This is a genomic window from Niveispirillum sp. BGYR6 (assembly GCF_027568365.1).
In the GTDB taxonomy this organism is placed as follows: Bacteria; Pseudomonadota; Alphaproteobacteria; order Azospirillales; family Azospirillaceae; genus Niveispirillum.
On sequence record NZ_JANLNL010000010.1, the window covers coordinates 62264 to 80253 of the forward strand.

Annotated in this window: 17 protein-coding genes and 2 pseudogenes; 16 read left to right on the forward strand and 3 right to left on the reverse strand. The window is 63.4% G+C overall.

Annotated features, from left to right (window positions below; all coding sequences use genetic code 11):
- Positions 1-73 precede the first annotated feature (73 nt).
- A complete protein-coding gene (locus PCJ49_RS18750; protein ID WP_269912290.1) occupies positions 74-1399 on the reverse strand; it encodes a tetratricopeptide repeat protein in 1326 nt (441 codons plus the stop codon).
- 238 nt (positions 1400-1637) lie between these two features.
- The gene (locus tag PCJ49_RS18755) at positions 1638-2576 is read right to left on the reverse strand and encodes an IS110 family transposase (RefSeq protein ID WP_269912291.1); all 939 of its coding nucleotides are present in this window, start codon (positions 2574-2576) and stop codon (positions 1638-1640) included.
- Positions 2577-2797: 221 nt separating this feature from the next.
- On the opposite strand from PCJ49_RS18755, the pseudogene PCJ49_RS18760 reads away from it, so the two are divergent.
- Positions 2798-3289, forward strand: a pseudogene (locus PCJ49_RS18760) (transposase); the annotation flags it as partial.
- A 25-nt stretch (positions 3290-3314) separates the two neighbouring features.
- On the opposite strand, the gene PCJ49_RS18765 reads toward PCJ49_RS18760, so the two are convergent.
- Positions 3315-4078, reverse strand: a protein-coding gene (locus PCJ49_RS18765) for an IS5 family transposase (protein WP_269912292.1) whose coding sequence is annotated in 2 segments (ribosomal slippage) — positions 3315-3748 and positions 3748-4078 — 765 coding nt in all. Because the reading frame shifts where the segments join, the coding sequence is not laid out codon by codon here.
- A gap of 78 nt (positions 4079-4156) precedes the next feature.
- Here PCJ49_RS18765 and PCJ49_RS18770 point away from each other — a divergent pair.
- The 15 genes and pseudogenes from PCJ49_RS18770 to PCJ49_RS18840 form a co-directional block, all read left to right on the forward strand.
- A pseudogene (locus PCJ49_RS18770) lies at positions 4157-4393 on the forward strand (transposase); the annotation flags it as partial.
- A gap of 479 nt (positions 4394-4872) precedes the next feature.
- On the forward strand, positions 4873-5145 hold the full coding sequence (locus tag PCJ49_RS18775; protein WP_269912293.1) for a helix-turn-helix transcriptional regulator: 273 nt from the start codon (positions 4873-4875) through the stop codon (positions 5143-5145).
- Positions 5146-5453: 308 nt separating this feature from the next.
- Positions 5454-5735 carry a hypothetical protein gene (locus PCJ49_RS18780; protein WP_269912294.1) on the forward strand — a complete coding sequence of 94 codons (282 nt, stop codon included), beginning with the start codon at positions 5454-5456 and terminating at the stop codon, positions 5733-5735.
- 236 nt (positions 5736-5971) lie between these two features.
- Positions 5972-8155, forward strand: a complete 2184-nt coding sequence (locus PCJ49_RS18785) for a PEP/pyruvate-binding domain-containing protein (protein WP_269912295.1) — start codon at positions 5972-5974, stop codon at positions 8153-8155.
- 5 nt (positions 8156-8160) lie between these two features.
- Positions 8161-8433, forward strand: coding sequence for a hypothetical protein (locus PCJ49_RS18790; protein ID WP_269912296.1), 273 nt, complete (start codon positions 8161-8163; stop codon positions 8431-8433).
- Positions 8433-8741: a hypothetical protein gene (locus PCJ49_RS18795; protein WP_089289472.1), complete on the forward strand. Its 309-nt coding sequence runs from the start codon at positions 8433-8435 to the stop codon at positions 8739-8741. Before PCJ49_RS18790 ends, PCJ49_RS18795 begins: the two co-directional genes overlap by 1 nt.
- A gap of 278 nt (positions 8742-9019) precedes the next feature.
- Positions 9020-9544 carry a hypothetical protein gene (locus PCJ49_RS18800; RefSeq protein WP_269912297.1) on the forward strand — a complete coding sequence of 175 codons (525 nt, stop codon included), beginning with the start codon at positions 9020-9022 and terminating at the stop codon, positions 9542-9544.
- Between the two features lie 59 nt (positions 9545-9603).
- Positions 9604-10698 (forward strand): hypothetical protein, encoded by a 1095-nt coding sequence (locus PCJ49_RS18805; protein ID WP_269912298.1) that lies wholly within the window; start codon positions 9604-9606, stop codon positions 10696-10698.
- A 341-nt stretch (positions 10699-11039) separates the two neighbouring features.
- Positions 11040-11492 carry a hypothetical protein gene (locus PCJ49_RS18810; RefSeq protein WP_269912299.1) on the forward strand — a complete coding sequence of 151 codons (453 nt, stop codon included), beginning with the start codon at positions 11040-11042 and terminating at the stop codon, positions 11490-11492.
- A 67-nt stretch (positions 11493-11559) separates the two neighbouring features.
- Positions 11560-12267 (forward strand): hypothetical protein, encoded by a 708-nt coding sequence (locus tag PCJ49_RS18815; protein ID WP_269912300.1) that lies wholly within the window; start codon positions 11560-11562, stop codon positions 12265-12267.
- Positions 12268-12274: 7 nt separating this feature from the next.
- A complete protein-coding gene (locus PCJ49_RS18820) occupies positions 12275-14368 on the forward strand; it encodes a DNA polymerase (protein WP_269912301.1) in 2094 nt (697 codons plus the stop codon).
- A 50-nt stretch (positions 14369-14418) separates the two neighbouring features.
- Positions 14419-15696 (forward strand): hypothetical protein, encoded by a 1278-nt coding sequence (locus PCJ49_RS18825; RefSeq protein WP_269912302.1) that lies wholly within the window; start codon positions 14419-14421, stop codon positions 15694-15696.
- Positions 15697-16035: 339 nt separating this feature from the next.
- Positions 16036-16386 carry a hypothetical protein gene (locus tag PCJ49_RS18830; RefSeq protein ID WP_269912303.1) on the forward strand — a complete coding sequence of 117 codons (351 nt, stop codon included), beginning with the start codon at positions 16036-16038 and terminating at the stop codon, positions 16384-16386.
- Positions 16383-16592 (forward strand): hypothetical protein, encoded by a 210-nt coding sequence (locus PCJ49_RS18835; protein ID WP_089289481.1) that lies wholly within the window; start codon positions 16383-16385, stop codon positions 16590-16592. The genes PCJ49_RS18830 and PCJ49_RS18835 overlap by 4 nt, the downstream gene beginning before the upstream one ends.
- Positions 16592-17947, forward strand: a complete 1356-nt coding sequence (locus PCJ49_RS18840) for a hypothetical protein (protein WP_269912304.1) — start codon at positions 16592-16594, stop codon at positions 17945-17947. The genes PCJ49_RS18835 and PCJ49_RS18840 overlap by 1 nt, the downstream gene beginning before the upstream one ends.
- Positions 17948-17990 lie beyond the last annotated feature (43 nt).

Here is a 17990-nt window from a genome sequence, read left to right on the forward strand (position 1 = left end):
TCACATTGCTGTCTCCAACGCATCAGTAATCGGCTTCTTCGACAGACAAGGGGATTGATGTAATCTTCCCGCCTCACACCTGCAATGACAGCCAGACATTCACCCCGTCATGCATGGCGGCCACCGGCACGGGGTCGCCTTCCTCCACCGCAAAGGGGGCGGGCGGCAGGAAGAAGCCCGGCTGCCAGCCGCTGGCCGGGCTGTCGCGGAAGGGGCTGTTGTCAAAGGTGATGCCCTGGCCGAAATCCAGCCAGATCCACTGCACCAGGGCGGCACAACGCCCCGCCTTGCTGGCCGTCAGGTCAAACTGCACCCGCCCCTGCATGGGCAGGCTGTCGGCGGTGAAATCAAACCGGAACGGATCAAGGCTGTCCGACAAAGCCTCCGGCTGCACCAGCCGTGCATCATACCGCGCCGCGCGGGGGAACAGCCGGTTGAAGCCGCCGAGATCAAAGCCGTTGGTCAGGCCGGTATAAAGATGCTTTTCCAGCAACGCCCCGCCGGCCAGCGCCACCCGCACGCCCCCCTGCTGCGGCAGGATACGGGCATCGGGCTGCAACAGCCGCGCCTTGGCATCAATCACCGCCGGGATGACCCGTTCGGACAGGAAGTCGCTGGCAATGATTTCCGACAGCAGCACATCAGCCGGCCGCGGCAGATCGCCCCCCACCTGCAAGGCGGTGGACAGCTTGTTCACCACGGTGATGCGGTCGGACAGACCGTTCTGGGCGATGATGCGGCGGGCGGCATCGGCGATCCAGGGCACCGCCTCGCAGGTGATGACCTGGGCCCCGGCGCGCGCCGCCATCATCGCCAGCAGGCCGGAGCCGGTGCCGATTTCCAGCACCAGATCGCCCGGCCGCACCTGGGCCTTGATCGCCGCCTCATAGGCATCGTTGCGCGGCGCATCATTCACCATCGGCACATGCCAGAGCGACAACATGCGGGTGCGCAGCTTGGTGCGCAGCAGTTCGGCATCCAGGAAATCGGGTTTCAGTTCCAGGGCGCGTTCCACCTGGAGTACCGCTTCCTCGAACCGTTCCAGATCACGGCAGGCGGCGGCCAGGTTGAAGCGGCTGATCGGGTCTTCCGGCTCCGCCTCCACCGCGCGGGTGAAGCTGTTCGCCGCCGCTTCCATCTTGCCCAGCTTCTGCTGGCACAGGCCGATATTGAAATGCAGGCCGCGATATTTCGGATCGGCCTTGCCGGTGCGCTGAAAGGCATCCAGCGCGTCGGCCCAGCGGCCTTGCGCCTTCAGCACCACGCCCAGATTCCAGCAGACGGGGGCCAGCCCCGGCTGCTTCTTGTCGATCTTGCGATAAAGCGCCTCCGCCCCCGGCCAGTCACCCTGGTTCTGCCGCGCCACGGCATCGGCAAAAATCGCGTTCAGATCCATCATCAAACCCCGGTGACCATCCGCTGGAACTTTTCCTTTCTAGCCCCGGCGGGCGATCCGGTACAAGTGACAGCAAAAACAACGACGAATAAATGATCCACCTAGCCTGGATTATGCACTGGTGTCGTGCTGAAATTTGGGGAGTGTAGCACAAGTCATTGATTGAGTTTATGATTCAGTCGACAAACACAAATCGGCCCGATCCAAGGACGCTGCACCCGCCATGCGAGCAACTGTCTTTTCATGCGGCTTTTGCTTTCCATGGTTTTGCGTCCCTGACGATGGCATTGAGGACAGTGACGAGTTTGCGGACACAGGCGATGATGGCGAGTTTTTTGGGTTTTCCCCTGGAGACGAGGGAATCTCTGAATTCTTTGAACGCCTTATTATGTGTCATGGCGACGAGGGCGGCCATATAGAGGACGGTTCTGACCTGTGGCCTTCCGCCCCTGATGGATCGATGCCCCTTGAATTTGCCGCTGTCTCGGTTGAAGGGGGCGACGCCGACCAGGGCAGCGATCTGCTTGCGGGTGAGTTTGCCGAGTTCGGGGAGTTGGGCGATCAAGGTAAAGGCGGAGATTGGGCCGATACCTGGAACGCTGGTGATGAGAGCATAGAGAGCTTGCAGGTGGGGCGTCTGCTGGACGATTTCCTGCATGGCCTTCTCGATCCTGACGATATCGGCGAGAATGGCGTCGAACCGTTCTGCGGCGGATGCCTTGACCATCGGATCGCGGAAATGCGGGATCTGATTGTTCAGACGCACCCGTTCATCGATCAACTGGCGGCGATAGGTGAGAAGTTCTTCCAGGCGGCGCTGCTCCTCACAGGGCAGCGGCGTTGGGTCCGGACACCTGATCCGGCCGAACTCGGCCAGAACAGCGGCATCAATCGCATCCGTTTTGGCCTTGCGCCCCATGCCACGGGCCATCTGGCGAACCTGGGCCGGGTTGACGATGGAAACGGCAATGCCAGCCTGGGTCAGCAACTCATGGGCCAGCCGCTCATACCCGCCGGTCGCTTCCAGGATGACATGAGGGTTTGGCAGGCTGCTGAGACGGCGGGCCAACGTGGCAAGACCAGACGGCGTGTTGCTGACGGTCTCGGTTTTGTTACGGCCGGAAATGAAGACGTCGAGGCTGGCTTTGCCTACGTCCAGACCAATAAACGTGGTATCCATGATCCTCCGCATCCCTTTCTCGTGAGTTCGGTGTCGGGCACCTGACAACTGTTCGGGCTTACGAGATGGGGCGGCACGGGAACCAGGCTGAGGGACGGGCTTTTAGCCCAAAACGCCGACGGTCGCCGTGCCGCCGAGCACAGGGGGATGGCCATCCCCCCGTGCTCATCCTGACGGACACAAAGACCATAACCTAATTTCAAGACACGAGTCGCCGGGCGGGCACGAGCCCGCGGGCAGGCGGTCGCCGGCCTCCAATCCGCACGATCCGGGCTCACTGGCCTCGGGTGGAGATCCTGGTTCGGGCCGACAGCCACTATGCAGCACCGGAGGTGTTCAACCTCTGCCGGGCCCGGGGCGTAGATTTCATCCTCGGATTGGCCACCAACGCCGCCCTGCGCGCCCATGTCATCCCGCTGGCGGCCAGCACCAGGGCAAGGGCAACGGGATCAGACAAGGTCCGCCGCTTCACCGCATTCCATGATGGCGCCCGCAGCTGGTGTCGGGTTGAGCGCATCATCGCCCGTGTCGAGGCGGGGCGGCAGGGCGTCGACACCCGCTTCATCCCTGGAGCAAGCCCGAGGACCACCAGCCTGACCGGCGGGCGGGGCAAGTGGCTCTACGAACAGGTCTATTGCCGCTGGGGCATGGCGGAAAAACACACCAAAAGATGGAAAATTCACTTATCCGCAGACCGCAAAAGTTGCACTCAGCATCACCGCCAACTAGGGCGTAGACTCATAACGACTGACACCATAGCCTGACGGCGACGATCTTTACGGCAGCTAGGAAGTTCTCGGGTTTTTTGTCGTATCGGGTGGCGATGCCCCTGAACTGCTTGATCTTGTTGAAGAACCGTTCGACGAGGTTCCGCTGCCGGTAAACCCAGGACGAGAAGACGAAGCTGCCCTTGCGATTGGCCTTGGGCGGAATGTTGGCCCAAGCCTTCTGCTCGGCGGCTTTGGCCCGGATGGCATTGCTGTCATAGCCCTTGTCGGCCAGCAGAATGGCCCCCTCACCGAGGTCCTTCGTCAGGGCGTCGGCCTCGGTGCAGTCGGCAACCTGGCCGGCGGTCAGGCGCAGGTGGACGGGGCGGCCTTCCGCATCGACGAGCGCGTGGATTTTGCTGGTGAGGCCCCCACGGGAACGTCCCATGCCGCCATCGTCTCCAGCCCCTTTTTTCCCGTGGCCCCGTGCTGGTGCACGCGAACACAGGTGCTGTCGATCATCACGATATCGCCGTCGTAAGCGGCGGATACCGCTTCCAGAAGCCGATCCCACACCCCGGCTTTCCGCCAGCGCACGAACCGGTTGTAGCAGGTCGTCGACGGGCCATAGCGTTCCGGTATCTCCGCCCACGGCGAACCTGTGCGGAACCGCCACAGAATGCCGTTCAGAACCCGACGGTCATCAACACGCGGCACCCCGCGCGGCTTGTTCGGCAATAGCGGGGACAGGATCGACCATTCTTGGTCCGAAAGTTCATAGCGGCGGCGTGTCATAAGGGGCTCCTTGTGGAAACCCTTGAATCACGCCACCAATTCCACGCCAAGCAGTTTTATGAGTTTACCGCCTAGGTGCGCCTGATGCTGCATACCGGTGCCTATTGGCTGATGTGGTGGCTGCGATCCCTCATGCCGCGGCGATCCCCCTGGCGCACCGCCCAGTTCGACACGCTGCGCCTGCGCCTGCTTAAAATTGCCGCCCGCATCGTCGAGATGAAGACCAGGCTGCGGGTGCATCTGCCAACGGCATGCACCGTCCAGCCCCTTTTGCTCGCCACGGTCCTGACAAGAACAACCCGCCTCGTCACCTGATCCGCAGGCGGCGTGCCCAGCCCAAACCAGCATCCGCAAACTCACCACAAGCGGCGGGAAGGACGGGCGGTGACCGCACGACCATGCGCAGATCAACCCCTACGCCATGGCAGCACCATCACGACCTCGGTGCATAATCCGAGGGTAGCAACGCCCACAACCTATAGAAACACCCGGAAAGCACAACCCACATCGGCTTAAGTCGGCATCTCCTTATAAATATAATTAATGGTTACAAATAAACTCAATAGCGAAACATACAAAATACTGAAATAAATGTACTTTTGCCGCAGTAGCGGCAGTTTATGTGCGTATTCTGTCGACATAATCTGACACATCGCAAGGGGATTGGGCGGGGGAGGAGAACTGTTGCGACAATACGTGTTGCAATTTTATACATATGTAAAACCGCAAAACGTATCCGCAATCGCCTTTTTTTAGAGTATTATAAATAATAAACAACTTCTGGAACATTATGCATGACCATCGACGTCTCCGATCTGGTGAAAATCCGCAATATGGCGAAGGAACGGGAAATGAAAACTGACAGTGTCAACTTTTTCGGCGCAAAAATTCGTGAGAAAAGGGAGAAACTAAATATCACACAGCGAGAATTAGCCGCACAGGCAGGCATATCAAAAGAAGGAATCACCAAAATTGAACGAGGTGATCGCGGCGGAAATGCCATTACCATTAAGAAAATCGCCGTCGCACTCGGTGGGGACCTGATTCTTATATTCAATGATCAATGATTGATTTCATTGATCATTATTTTCTCAATATTCAGAATCAAACTCACCGAAAAACACCAACAAATGGACAGAATTCACCAAAAATTTCCAGCATAATAGAAATAAATTAAGTGCGGGATATAGACAAAATCTGGAGAACAACACTTAAACCATTGTAAGTTATGGAGTTTTTTTCGGGTGGCGGGGCGGGTGGAGGCCATTCTCCGTCGGTCATATGCCAAATGGAGTACGCCTTTATGCCCAGATGGTTGTGGAATTGCCTCAACATGATGTTTTTGCTTCTCAAATCGAACGCCAAGGAGGGCGTCATGCGACGGGATCGCGAAAAGCTGGAAGATCAGACACTGCCTGTTTTACTGGGCCTCGCCGCCAAATGGTGGGAGGCGGCGGAGCTTGCCGAACAGGCAAATGATAGTCTCCGCGCCGACCAATGCCGAATCCAGGCCGTGCGAATCGAGGAAACAGCCTGGGCAAAGTCACCCCGCAGCACCCCGCATCCCAGCCCCCCTTTCCGCTTCCTGCAACGGCGTACCGCCCAGGAAAGCCTGCGCAGCCTGAAAGCGCGCCGGAGCTGCGGTGACGCAGGCTGATCCCCGTTCCCCGTGCCGTCAGACGGTGCGGGAACGGGGCAAACAATAATGGCAATCGGCACCCCAGACGCAGCGCCGCACCCCACGGCGCGGCTGTGCGGGTGCGCGCCCGTGCAATCAATTGCACGGGCAATTGCACGGGGGCCAGAGCATCACCCTTGCTGCAATACAGCAATCTCTTGTTCCCTGCGGGGGCTTCGGTTATGGTCAAACTGTCAGACACCAAGGAGGGTGCTATGTTTTTCCCGTTCGGGGGCGATGCGCCCCCCCCTGCGACGCTACGCCAATCCCCCCAGCCTGCCGCCGGGCCGGCCCCAGACCGGGGGGTTGGCGATCTGGCAGACACGATCCACACACCCGCCTTCCTGGGGGGCAAGGGTTATCACCTGGCGGTCATGGCCACATTGGGTATGCCGGTGCCGCCGGGTTTCATCATTCCCACCCCGATCTGCCTGGAATTTCAACAGGATAGGGCCAGGGTGATGCAGGCGCTGGAACAGGGGATCGGCCGGCAGCTGGATTGGCTGGCCGCCCTTTGCGGCCATCAACCGCTGTTGGCGGTGCGGTCTGGCGCCGCCACGTCCATGCCCGGCATGATGGATACCATTTTGAATGTCGGGCTGACCAGCACCAGCCTGCCGGACTGGATCGCCCGGTTGGGCCCGCGTGCCGCGCTGGACAGCTATCGCCGGTTGATCCAGATGCTGGGCAGCACTGCCTATGGCGTGCCGGCGGCGCGCTTTGCCGCCGCCCTGGGCGATGCACGGCAAGAGGCCGGCGTGGCCGAGGACAGCGCGCTGACGGCCCCGGCGCTGGCCGGCCTGATCACCCGCTATCAGGCCATCTTCCAGGACCATACCGGGCATCCCTTCCCCGACAGCCTGAACGAACAGCTGATGGTGGCCATCGCCGCCATCTTCCAATCCTGGAACAATGAACGCGCCACCACCTATCGCACCCTGCACCGCATCAGCCACAGCATGGGAACCGCCGTCACCCTTCAGGCCATGGTGTTCGGCAACCTGAATGAGGAGAGCGGTTCCGGGGTGCTGTTCTCCCGCGATCCCTCCACCGGAGAAAATATTCTCTGCGGGGAATTTATTCCTAACGCCCAAGGGGAAGATGTGGTGGCCGGCAGCCGCACCCCCCTGCCCCTGGCCGAGATGATGGCCCGCTGGCCGGCGGTGGGGGAACGGCTGGTGGCCCTGGTTGACCGGCTGGAGCGGCATTACCGCGACATGCAGGACATTGAATTTACCGTGCAGGATGGCGCCCTGTACATCCTGCAAACCCGTGCCGGCAAGCGCACCCCCCAGGCCGCCTTCCGCATCGCCCATGATCTGGCCCAGGAAGGCCGGATATCGCGGGAAGAAGCCTTGAAACTTGTCACGCCGCATGATTACAAACGTATGTGCAAAGCCACTGTCTCCGCGTTATTCAAGACGTCGCCCCAGGCGACGGGCCTGCCGGCCTGTTCCGGTGTGGCAACCGGGCGCGCTGTCTTCACGCCGGAGGAAGCTGTGGCACAGAGCAAGAAACATCCTGTCATCCTGGTCCGGCATGAAACCGACCCCAATGATATTGCCGGCATGGCGGCGGCGGCGGGGGTTTTGACGGCCAATGGTGGCACCACCAGCCACGCCGCCGTGGTGGCCCGCGCCCTGGACAAGCCCTGCGTGGTGGGCTGCACCGACCTGCGGCTGGGGCCGGACGGCGCGCGGCTGGGCGGCCAGCCGCTGCTGCCGGGCGCCCCGCTGACCCTGTGCGGCGCCACCGGCCGGGTTTGGCAGGGCGTGGATGTTCCCGTTGAAGGCGGCGGCACGAATCACCATGTCGAGTCTCTCAAATCATGGGCGGTCGAATCGACGGGCGCCACCTTGACGGGCACAGACCTGGATGGCACGACCGGTTACGTTTATGCCGCCGGCCTGGCCGGCGAGACCGCGTTGCAAAATTTCATCCAGGCCTATGCCGAAAATCCGCAGCCCGGCCTTTATCTGGACCTGCGCAGCCCGACATCCCTGACCTGTACCAGCGATGCCTGCCTGTGGGACGCCTTCGCCGACCTGTCCAGCCAGCCCGCCGCCGAGGCCGTATGGCTGGACTTCCTGTCGCACTTCCTGCTAAATAATCCGTCTGCGGCTAACTCCTTGAAAGGCGTTACACTTATCAACGCTCCGGCAGATATTGTTAAGCCTTTGAAGAAGATGGGCTACAGGGTCTATGATACGGCAAGGACCGTTGCGGACATATTATCCGGGTCGGCCGTGGTGACGCCTGAGTTCATCAAAGGGGTTATTGGGGGCGAGAAAGCCTGGGAGAAGCTGAAACTTCTCTTTGCGGAGAATGGCTTTCAGCCGGGGGTTCCTGTGGCCCCGGTCCATCCCGAGAGTATCCCCTATGTCTATTTTGGAGCGTAATTACAATGGCTTTAACGCTGACTCTGAAAACGGGTGACGATTTTTATGCCGACGACCATCGACTGGTCGTCCAGGAGATTCTGTCCGATACCCATTTCAGGATCAGCGGCGGGGACAGGATTTGGGACATTGTGGATGACCGCGCCACCGAAGTGATTGAAGATGTTTTCCTGAGTGCCGGGGCCAACCCCCAGATCGGCACCGCCCGGGTGGTGATCGAGGCCCCGCGCGCCGTGCTGATCCTGCGTGGTGAAAACTACAGGCGAGGAAAGCGATAATGAGCGGTTTTCGGCAGTTCAAGGTCACCGAAGAAGCGCTGAAACTGGCACGGATCGCCGGCATGTATGGCAATGTGGCTGAGCGCGTGGCCACCATGGCCCGGCAATCGGCCCCCTTCACCCATCCGCGCGCCAACCGGCGTTTTCAGGGATTTGTGCTGCGGATCGAGGGGGACAGCGTTATCGGCATCTGGCGGTACAATCCCGATATTCCGCTGGACCCGTCCATCACCCCCTATGAACCGCTCCGCCCGCCGCGCGCGCAGGAAGAGCTGGTCCATGCGCACGACAAGTTGTCGAAGAAATAATACCAACGGTCATAATTCTTGACCGTTGGTAATGCTGTGACTGCCGCCGCGCCGCTTGGTAGCGGCGTCGCCAAGCCAGCGGGCGCTGGCGCCGGCGATGGAGGGGCATGAAACACCGGCCGCGCGGCACGCGGTCGCCGCATGATCAGCGGGCGGCCGAAATGCCCAGGGTGTCGTGTCACATTTTCGCAACAGTGACGCATATTTGCCACATGCACGCCGTCCCGCGCCGCGGGGGGCGCCGCCATACCATGCTTATCCGCCCAAGGAGGGGCATCATGAGCCATCGCATTTCACCATCCCCCTATCGCCCGCAACCCCGCGGCAGCCTGCCCTTCACCCTGGGTGGTTATTCCTATGAGGTGACGGGCGGCCCCTATCGCGGCATTCCCGACGGCTTTGTCGGGGTGAAAATGGCCGCCGAGATCGACATGCCCTGCACCGTGGATATCCCCATCTGCGATTATGGCACGCCGACAGCGACCGATCTGCGGCGGGGTCTGGTCAGTGCAATTAATTGCATCATCGATGGAAAGCCGGTTTATGTCGGCTGCATGGCCGGCATTGGCCGCACCGGGCTGTTCCTGGCCGCCCTGGCCAAGGTGGCGGGAGAGGCCGACCCTGTGGCCTATGTCCGCCGTTATTATTATCCGGGCGCGGTGGAAACCCGCGCCCAGCATGACTTTGTTCAGACCTTGCCGGTGGGGGATATTCAACAGGCCCTGGCCCGCGCCCTGTGGCTGCGCCGCTGGTTCGGCTGGTGCCCGCTGATCAGCAAAAGGCTGGTTGTGGCCGGCCTGTAGCGCTGTTTCGGCCAACCGGAACAGCGCCCACAGAAGACCATCACCAAGGAGGGTGAGGAATGTCGTTATTTGCGCCGCCGAATACGCTGGCCTATCAGCTGCGCGCCCGGCCCTTGTCGCTGCACCGCGACATGTCGCATGTGCCGGTGCAGGATGTGGCGGTGGCGATGATGCGTTTCATGGCCGGCGATCCCCACCCTTCCACCCCGCCCGAGGCGGAGGCGCTGGAATTCTATGCCCTGAACCATCTGGTGGCCCTGGTCCGGCGGGATTATGACTGGTTTGAAACCCTGCCCCCACCCCTGCTGGCCCTGGTGGAACGGTATAATGATGCCTGCGCACCCAAGGCGTGCCGCGCCTTTTATTATCTGCTGCTGATCTGTCTGCGGGAATCGCGGCATCTGGGGAACAAAGCCGTGATGCTGCCGGCCCTGGCGGCCGAATTTGGCGAAGGTGTGCCCAAGATCATCACCTGCCTGTCGGACCAATCCACCGGGGCGGCGGCCACCATGAAGGGGCTGGCCGATCAGGCGGGCCTGACGATGGGGCCGTTCTGCCGCGCCCTGTCCCGGCAATTCCATGTCGGGCAGTACAGCACCGGCTATGGCGGGCCGGCCTGGGGGCGGGTCAGCGATTGCCTGCTGGCCTTTGTCAGCGGGGAATACAGCGCCGAAATGCTGCTGGATACGGTCTGGACGCTTTGCCACAATAACGGGCCGATCTTCAACAAGGGGATGCTGTATTCCAGCCACGGCCCGGCCCTGAAACGCATTCTGGATGTGCAGCGTTCCGGCCAAGTGCCAGAGGCCATTCTGCATGAACCCGGCATCCGGGCCTTTGCGCCCAAGGGCCTGCCCGCCATGCTGGAGGCGGCCGCCGGCCTGTTCCCCGGCAGCATCGGCGCTTATGTTGACTGGTTCAAGGTCGAGGCGCTGGGATCGCTGCACGCCTATCCGACGGAAAAAAAGGCCCAGGTGGCGCAGCATGGCTTTCCGGAAGGAAGCGGCCCGGCCGACCTGGCCACCCCCGCCCCCAAGAAGGCCAAGCCCAGCAAGCTACCCGCCGAAACCGGCCCCATGTTCCAGATCATGCCGGGGCTGGCCCTGCCCAAGGTGATGATCGACCGCACCGCCGCCGCCGCCCGTGCGGCGTGAAGCCAAGCAGCCGGCGGATGAGGGAACATATAAACCCCAAGGGGCATGGGACATGACCCTTGGAGGCCGGCGACCGCCGGCCCGGCGCTCGGTAGCGCCGTAAGCCAAGCTGCCGGAGGCAGCGCCCGGCGCATGAGGGAACGCAAAAACCTCCCTGGATCGGTCACGATCCAGGGAGGGTGATATTATCCCAAGGAGGGGACGCGATGAAATTTAGAGAGGGGCAAAGCCCACCGGAAAGATATGCTGGCCCCGCCCCCGGCCGGGCGGGCGGCGCGATCCGGCCGCGATGTTACGAAACCCACCCGCCCCTGCCCATCCGGCTGGACCAAGGGCGGCAGGTGCATATCCATGGCGGATCATGCCTTCACCCGCAGATCGGTGATGCGGCCATCTATATCGGCTTTGACAATGGCATGAAATTGACGCCGCCGGCCTATCCCTGGCACGGCCAGCGGCGGGAAGTGCTGTTCCGCATCCCCGATCAGGGCGTGCCGCCCGACCTGGCGGAATTTGGCCGGCTGTTGGACTGGACAGCAGACCAGCTGCGGCAGGGCGGGCTGATCCATGCCGGCTGCATCGGCGGGCATGGGCGCACCGGGATGTTTCTGGCCGCCCTGGTGCGGCAGATGACCGGCAATGCCGATGCCGCCCAGTATGTGCGGGATCATTATTGCTGCAAGGCGATTGAATCCGAAAGGCAGGTCGCCTTCCTGGCCCAGCATTTCAATATCCGCCCGGTGATCCCCCACCGCCCCCGCCGGAAGCGGGCGGAGGCAGCGCCCGGCGCCTGAGGGAACACAAAACCTCCCTGGATCGGTCACGATCCAGGGAGGTGGATATAAAACGGGAGTTTGTTTGATGGCGGTACAGATCGTGGCCAATATGGCGAAATTCTTTGCGGCCCTGGGTGCGGCTGACAGCAAGGCGGCGCTGGATGCCCAGGGCATTCAGGTGGTCAGCACGCCCGGCGCGCTGAAATTCATGCAGGCGAAAACACTGTTGGCCAGCGTGCCGGTCAAGGCCGGCCTGATGCAGGCCATCACCAACGGGGCCGCCACCGGCCCGGAAAAGGCGGGCCTGAAACAGGCCGTGGCAGCCGCCACCAGCAAAGCGCTGGCCGACAGTGCCCCCCCGCCGGCAGACACCGACAGCAAGACAGCCCCCCCGCCGGCGCCGCCAGCCCCCGCCCCGCCCATGGATGCGGCGGCGCTGGCGATGCTGTTATCGGCGGCGCGGGTGAAGCTGGCCGACGCCACCTGCCTGTATCAGCCGGTTTTCGCCACCAGCGCCGCCTCGCGTTACTATGTGGTGGCGCTGCACCCGCAGGCCAAAGTCGCCGCCCGCTATCATGGCAACAAGCTGTCGCTGCGGGTGGAAGGCGATATTGACGGGCTGAAGGAAACGCTGACGCAAAGCGGCCTGGATGTGCACAGCCATTACGCCTCGCTGCACCTGTCCGCCCCGGACAATCTGAAGGCCAGCAAGGCGGTGGGGGCGGTGCTGATGGCCCTGGGCCTGCCCTTTCAAACGCCCTATCCCGAACTGAAGCATATTTTCAACAAGTGAGGCGGCGATGCTGCATGTCCACGCCCCCGCCACGCCCAGCGGCGGCCCGCCGCCGCACCATCCCGGCACGGCCCCCCCATTGGCGGGGGATTATCGCTATGTCACGGATCTGGCCGATATCTGCGCCGCCATCGAACAGCACCATGCCAGAACCGGCCGGGCCATGGATGTGGCCATTGATACCAGCACCCAGGGGCGCCATCCCTGGTATCCCCATGCCTATATTGTCAGCTTCCAGGTCTCTATCCGGCCCGGACAGGCCGATGTGCTGTATTTCAGCCGGGGCCAGCGCCCGGCCGGGGCGCTGTTGCACCAGATCAACTGGCTGCTGCACACCGACAAGGTGAAGCTGAAGGGCGCCAACCTGAAATATGATCTGGTCTGGCTGGCCACGGCCTGGGGCGTGGAATGCGGCAATTTCACCATGGATACCAGTGTTGTCGGCTCGCTGCTGGATGAAAACCGCTGCAACAGCCTGTCGCTGCATCGCCGGCTGTTCACCGGCATGGGCAGCGCCGCGGATGCGGCCGGCCGGCCGCCGCTGGACAGGCAGCGGCTGGACCTGGCCCCCCGCCAGGCGCTGTTGCCCCATGCCGGCGGCACGGCCGATGCCTGCCTGCGGGTGGCCCTGCCGCTGCGCCGCCAGCTGGTGCAGGAACCCCGTCTGTGCAATTTCTACACAAAATTGCTGCACCCGGCGTTGCGCAGTTTTGAAGCGGTGGAACGCCGGGGGCTGGTGGTGGACCGGCAGCAATATGCCCTGCTGGAACAGGATATCCGGCAGGAAATCGCCACGCTTCAGCGCCAGTTGCTGGACCGGCTGCCCGCCCGCCTGCGCCAGCGCCACGCGGCGGCGATCACCCGGCAGGCGGGCGCCGAACAATCCGCCATCACCCCCGCCCTGCTGCTGGATTTTCTGTTCAGCCCGCTGGGCTGCAACCTGCGCCCGCTGCGCTGGACCGGCCGATCCGGCCAGCCCTCGCTCAGCGCCGCCCATCTGGCGATGTTTGCCGACCATCCGCTGGCGGGGCCGTTCGTGGCCCTGTACCGCCAGCTGGCCAGTGCCCAGAAGATGCTGTCCACCTATGTGGTGGGGTTCTTGAAACATCTGCGCCCCGACGGGCTGTTCCACCCCACCTATATGCTGTTCAATGGCAGCATGGCCGACGAGGGCGACGAGGGCGATGATGCAGCGGCGGCCGGCACGGTAACCGGCCGCCTGTCCGCCAGAGACCCGGCGGTGCAGACCATTCCCAAACGCGGCCATTGGGCCGCCCGCCTGCGCGCCTGTTTCCCCGCCCCGCCCGGCCATGTGTTTTTCCAGCGTGATTATTCCCAGGGCGAATTGCGCGTGGTGGCCTGTGTCGCCCAGGAACAGAATATGATCCGGGCCTATCGCCAGGGCATCGACCTGCATTGCCAGACGGCGGCCCAGCTGAACGGCTATGATCTGCAAAGCTTCCAGGCCCTGGAACAGCGCGACCCCAGCCTTTACGAAACCCTGCGGCGCGGCGGCAAAGCGGGGAATTTCGGCCTGCTGTACGGCATGTCAGCCCGGGGTTTCGTGGATTATGCCTGGGCAACCTATGGGCTGGTGCTGTCGCTGGACCAGGCCGAACAGTTCCGCCACCGCTTTCTGACACAGCTCTATCCCGGCCTCAGCCGCTATCACGCCCAGGTGCGGGCCCAGGCGCGGCGGGATGGCTGTGTCTGGTCGCCGCTGGGTCGGCGGCGCCTGCTGCCCCAGATCAGGGCCGCCGACCCCGCCGCCCGCGCCCAGGCCGAACGCCAGGCCATCAACAGCCCCATCCAGTCCACCCTGTCGGACATGCTGTTATGGACCATGGCCATCCTGCACCGCGACCATCCCGACCTGTGGATCGCCGGCATGACGCATGACAGCCTGTATGGCTATCTGCCCGCCGACAGCGCCCCGGCCTGGATGGAACGCATACAGGCGGTGATGGACCATCTGCCCTTTGCCGAAACCTTCGGCTGGTCCCCCGCCCTGCCCTTCCCCTCTGACGGCGAACTGGGGCCGCATCTGGGGGCGCTGAAGAAGCGGGGCGGGGCGGCACCGCCCCCAGAACAAACAATTTGAGCAAAGCGGCAAAAACAATATAATAATGCAGCACAGCAAGGAGCGCCGCAATGCCCGAAGATTTTATTCCCAGCAGCCAGACCCCCGCCCCGGCCGGTCTGGCGGATGGCGGCCTGCTGGCCGCCCTGGCCCTGGAGGTAGAGGACGAATTCCACCGTCTTTATCAGCCCCAGGCGGGCAGCGGCGGGGGGATATTGATCGAACCGCCCTTCAACCCGCGCCTGCTGGAAGCGCTGGCCCGGCAGAACAATGCCCTGGAACCCTGCATTGCCACCCTGGTCAGCCAGATCGACAGCACCGGCCACAGCATTGAAAAGGCCGACGGAACCGCCCCCACCAGCGGCGAGGCGGCCGAGATCGCCGCCATCCAGGCGTTCTTTGCCCAGCCCTATCCCGGCCAATCCTGGCTGACCATGCGCAAGGCGCTGCGCCGCGATCTGGAAGTGATCGGCTGGGGCGCGCTGGAGGTGCTGCGCGACAGCGCCGGCCGGCTGGCCTGCATCCGCCACCTGCCGGCCCACAGCCTGCGCCTGTGCCGCCTGGATGCCGCCATCACCGTGGAAAAGCCGCTGGCGCGCGGCGGGCAGACGCAATCCTATCCGATCACGCTGCAAGAACGCCGCTTTGCCAGCCTGATCGACGGCACCCTGGTCTATCACCGCGAATTCGCCAGCAGCCGCCAGCTGAACCGCCAGACCGGCGCCTGGGAAACCGCCGAAAACCCCCTGGCCCCGGCCGACCGGGCCAGCGAAATCCTGTATTTCACCGTCACCGACGATACCGCCGGCCCCTATGGCCTGCCCCGCTGGATCGGCCAGCTGCCCTCTGTGCTGGGCAGCCGCCGGGCCGAAGAGTTCAATCTGGGCTTTTTCGATGCCGGCGGCGTGCCGCCGCTGCTGATGGTGGTGCAGGGCGGCGTGCTGGCCAGCGACAGCAAGCGCGAACTGGAACAGGTGCTGGCCGGCAAGGCCAAGGACAAGCACAAGCCCGTGGTGGTGGATGCCTATGCCACCGGCAACCCGCAGGATGCCGCCGGCACCGTGCAGGTAAAGGCGGAACGGCTGGCCAGCGAACGCCAGCCCGACAGCCTGTTTGAAACCTATGATGCCCGCTGCGAAGCCCGCATCCGCGCCGCCTTCCGGCTGCCGCCGCTGTTTGTCGGCAAGCTGTCGAAATATTGCTTCACCTCCGTGCGCTATGCCCACGCCGCCGCCGAAGCCCAGATCTTCAAGCCGGAGCGCGCGGCGTTCGACGATGTGGTGAACCTGAAGATCATGCCGGAACTGGGGCCCGCCTATCGCTTCCGTTCCGCCCCCGGCAGCTTGTGAATTAATTTGTGTTCCCTCAGGCGCCGGGCGCCCGCATCCGCGGGCTTGGCTTACGGCGCACGAGCGCCGGGCCGGCGGTCGCCGGCCTGGATCGTGACTGGTTTTGGGGGTTTTCTGTTCCCTCAGGCGCCGGGCCGGCGACTGCCGGCCTGGATCGTGACTGGTTCTGGGGGGGTGCGTTCCCTCAGGTGCCGGGCCGGCGGTCGCCGGCCTTCAGGGGGCATTGACCATGCCCCTTGCTGTGAGCCCCCTTTTCGAAACGCGCATCCCGGCCACGGCCGGGCTTGTGCGTTTATTCCTATGCGTATAATATAATGAGCACAGACGAAAGGTGCTGCCATGGCTGCCGGACAGTACGACATTACGGTCGAGCAGGGGACGACCTTTGCCCTGCAGATCGCTGTAAAGAGCCGGAATCTTTCCGGCGCCACAACCGCCCGCAATCTGGTGGGCATGACCGGTCGCGGCCAGATGCGCCGTAAATACAGCGATCCGGAGATCGCGGCCGCGTTCTCGGTCACCATCCCCGACCCCGCCGACGGGATTGTCGCGGTGGGGCTGACGGCCGAACAGACCGCCGGGCTGCTGGCCAAACCCCATGTCTATGACATCGAACTGGTCAGCCCGGACGGCGCGGTCATGCGGCTGGTACAGGGCGCCGCCACCGTCACACCGGAGGTGACGAAATGACCGATGTGCTGGTGATCAGCAAAGACGAAACCACGGTGCTGGAACTGGTCATCCCCAGCCCGGTGCCAACCAGCATGGCCGATATTGCCGGCCTGGATATCAGCGGCGCCAGCGATGGCGCCCTGCTGACCTACAACCAGGAACGCGCGGTGTTCGAGGCTGGCACCCGCCAGCGGAACCAGCTTATTGACGGAGGTAATTTCTGATGGTCAACACCGTTCGCATCAAGCGTCGGGCATCCGGCAACCCCGGCGCGCCGGGCGTGCTGGAAAATGCCGAACTGGCCTTCAACGAGGTTGAAGACGTTCTTTATTACGGCAAGGGCAATGGCGGCAGCGGTGGCAGCGCCACCAATGTGATCGCCATCGGCGGCAGCGGTGCCTATGCCACCCTGGCGGGCAACCAGACCATCAGCGGTGCCAAGACCCTGACCGGTGAGCTGCTGGCCGCCGGCGCCGCGGCCGTGACCGTGCCCAGCGTGTCCCAGGGCAGCAATGATACCAGTGCGGCCAACACCGCCTGGGTGCGTTCCTATGCCCAGCCGGTGGCCGCCACCCTGACGGCGCTGTCCGCCCTGGGCAGCAACGGCATTGTCGTGAAGACGGCCGCCGGCGCTGTCGCCGCCCGCCAGATCGAGGCCGCGGCCGGCCGGCTGACCATCGCCAACGCCGATGGCATTGCGGCGAACCCGCTGCTGGATCTGGCCACCGTGGGCACGGCCGGCACCTACAGCAAGCTGACCACCGACGCCTATGGCCGCGTGGTGGCCGGCGGCATTGCCCGGCTGGATGAACTGGCCGCCCCCACCGCCCCGGTGGCGCTGAACGGTTTCCGCCTGACCGGGCTGGCCGATCCGGTGAATGCCCAGGATGCGGCGACCAAGAATTATGTCGATCTGACGGTGCAGGGGCTGGACCCCAAGCAATCCGTCCGCGCGGCCACCACCGGCCCCGTCACCCTGTCCGCCACCCAGACCATTGATGGTGTGGCGCTGGTGGCCGGTGATCGCGTGCTGGTGAAGAACCAGGCCAATGCCGCCCAGAACGGCATCTATATCGTGGCGTCCGGGGCCTGGACCCGTGCCGCCGACATGGATGCCTGGTCGGAATTTGTCAGCGCCTATTTCTTTGTGGAAATGGGCACGGTCAATGCCGAAATGGGCTTTATCTGCACGGCCGATGCCGGCGGGACGCTGGGGTCCAGCGCGGTCAATTTCGTGCAGTTCAACGGGGCCGGCCAGGTGGTGGCCGGTGATGGCCTGGGCAAGAATGGCAACAGCCTGTATGTCACCGGCACCGCCAACCGCATCGTGGCCAGCGGCACCGGGGTGGACATTGCCGCCACCTATGCCGGCCAGACCAGCATCAACACGCTGGGCACCATCGGCACCGGCACCTGGAACGCCACCATCATCGGTCTGGCCTATGGCGGCACGGGGGCCAACCTGTCGGGCGCCAGCGATGGCACCATCTTCAAGAAGAATGGCAGCGCCCTGGTGCCGGCCACCCCCGGCACCGATTTCCTGAACAGCACCTCCACCATCGATGGCGGGGTGTTCTGATCCCCATCTCCCCGGATCGGTCACGATCCGGGGAGATTTCGTT

Bases quoted from the DNA above. Each gene is read 5' to 3' on its own strand.
- PCJ49_RS18750 (WP_269912290.1), bottom strand. From the start codon at position 1,399: ATGATGGATCTGAACGCGATTTTTGCCGATGCCGTGGCGCGGCAGAAC.
- PCJ49_RS18755 (WP_269912291.1), bottom strand. From the start codon at position 2,576: ATGGATACCACGTTTATTGGTCTGGACGTAGGCAAAGCCAGCCTCGAC.
- PCJ49_RS18775 (WP_269912293.1), top strand. From the start codon at position 4,873: ATGACCATCGACGTCTCCGATCTGGTGAAAATCCGCAATATGGCGAAG.
- PCJ49_RS18780 (WP_269912294.1), top strand. From the start codon at position 5,454: ATGCGACGGGATCGCGAAAAGCTGGAAGATCAGACACTGCCTGTTTTA.
- PCJ49_RS18785 (WP_269912295.1), top strand. From the start codon at position 5,972: ATGTTTTTCCCGTTCGGGGGCGATGCGCCCCCCCCTGCGACGCTACGC.
- PCJ49_RS18790 (WP_269912296.1), top strand. From the start codon at position 8,161: ATGGCTTTAACGCTGACTCTGAAAACGGGTGACGATTTTTATGCCGAC.
- PCJ49_RS18795 (WP_089289472.1), top strand. From the start codon at position 8,433: ATGAGCGGTTTTCGGCAGTTCAAGGTCACCGAAGAAGCGCTGAAACTG.
- PCJ49_RS18800 (WP_269912297.1), top strand. From the start codon at position 9,020: ATGAGCCATCGCATTTCACCATCCCCCTATCGCCCGCAACCCCGCGGC.
- PCJ49_RS18805 (WP_269912298.1), top strand. From the start codon at position 9,604: ATGTCGTTATTTGCGCCGCCGAATACGCTGGCCTATCAGCTGCGCGCC.
- PCJ49_RS18815 (WP_269912300.1), top strand. From the start codon at position 11,560: ATGGCGGTACAGATCGTGGCCAATATGGCGAAATTCTTTGCGGCCCTG.
- PCJ49_RS18820 (WP_269912301.1), top strand. From the start codon at position 12,275: ATGCTGCATGTCCACGCCCCCGCCACGCCCAGCGGCGGCCCGCCGCCG.
- PCJ49_RS18825 (WP_269912302.1), top strand. From the start codon at position 14,419: ATGCCCGAAGATTTTATTCCCAGCAGCCAGACCCCCGCCCCGGCCGGT.
- PCJ49_RS18830 (WP_269912303.1), top strand. From the start codon at position 16,036: ATGGCTGCCGGACAGTACGACATTACGGTCGAGCAGGGGACGACCTTT.
- PCJ49_RS18835 (WP_089289481.1), top strand. From the start codon at position 16,383: ATGACCGATGTGCTGGTGATCAGCAAAGACGAAACCACGGTGCTGGAA.
- PCJ49_RS18840 (WP_269912304.1), top strand. From the start codon at position 16,592: ATGGTCAACACCGTTCGCATCAAGCGTCGGGCATCCGGCAACCCCGGC.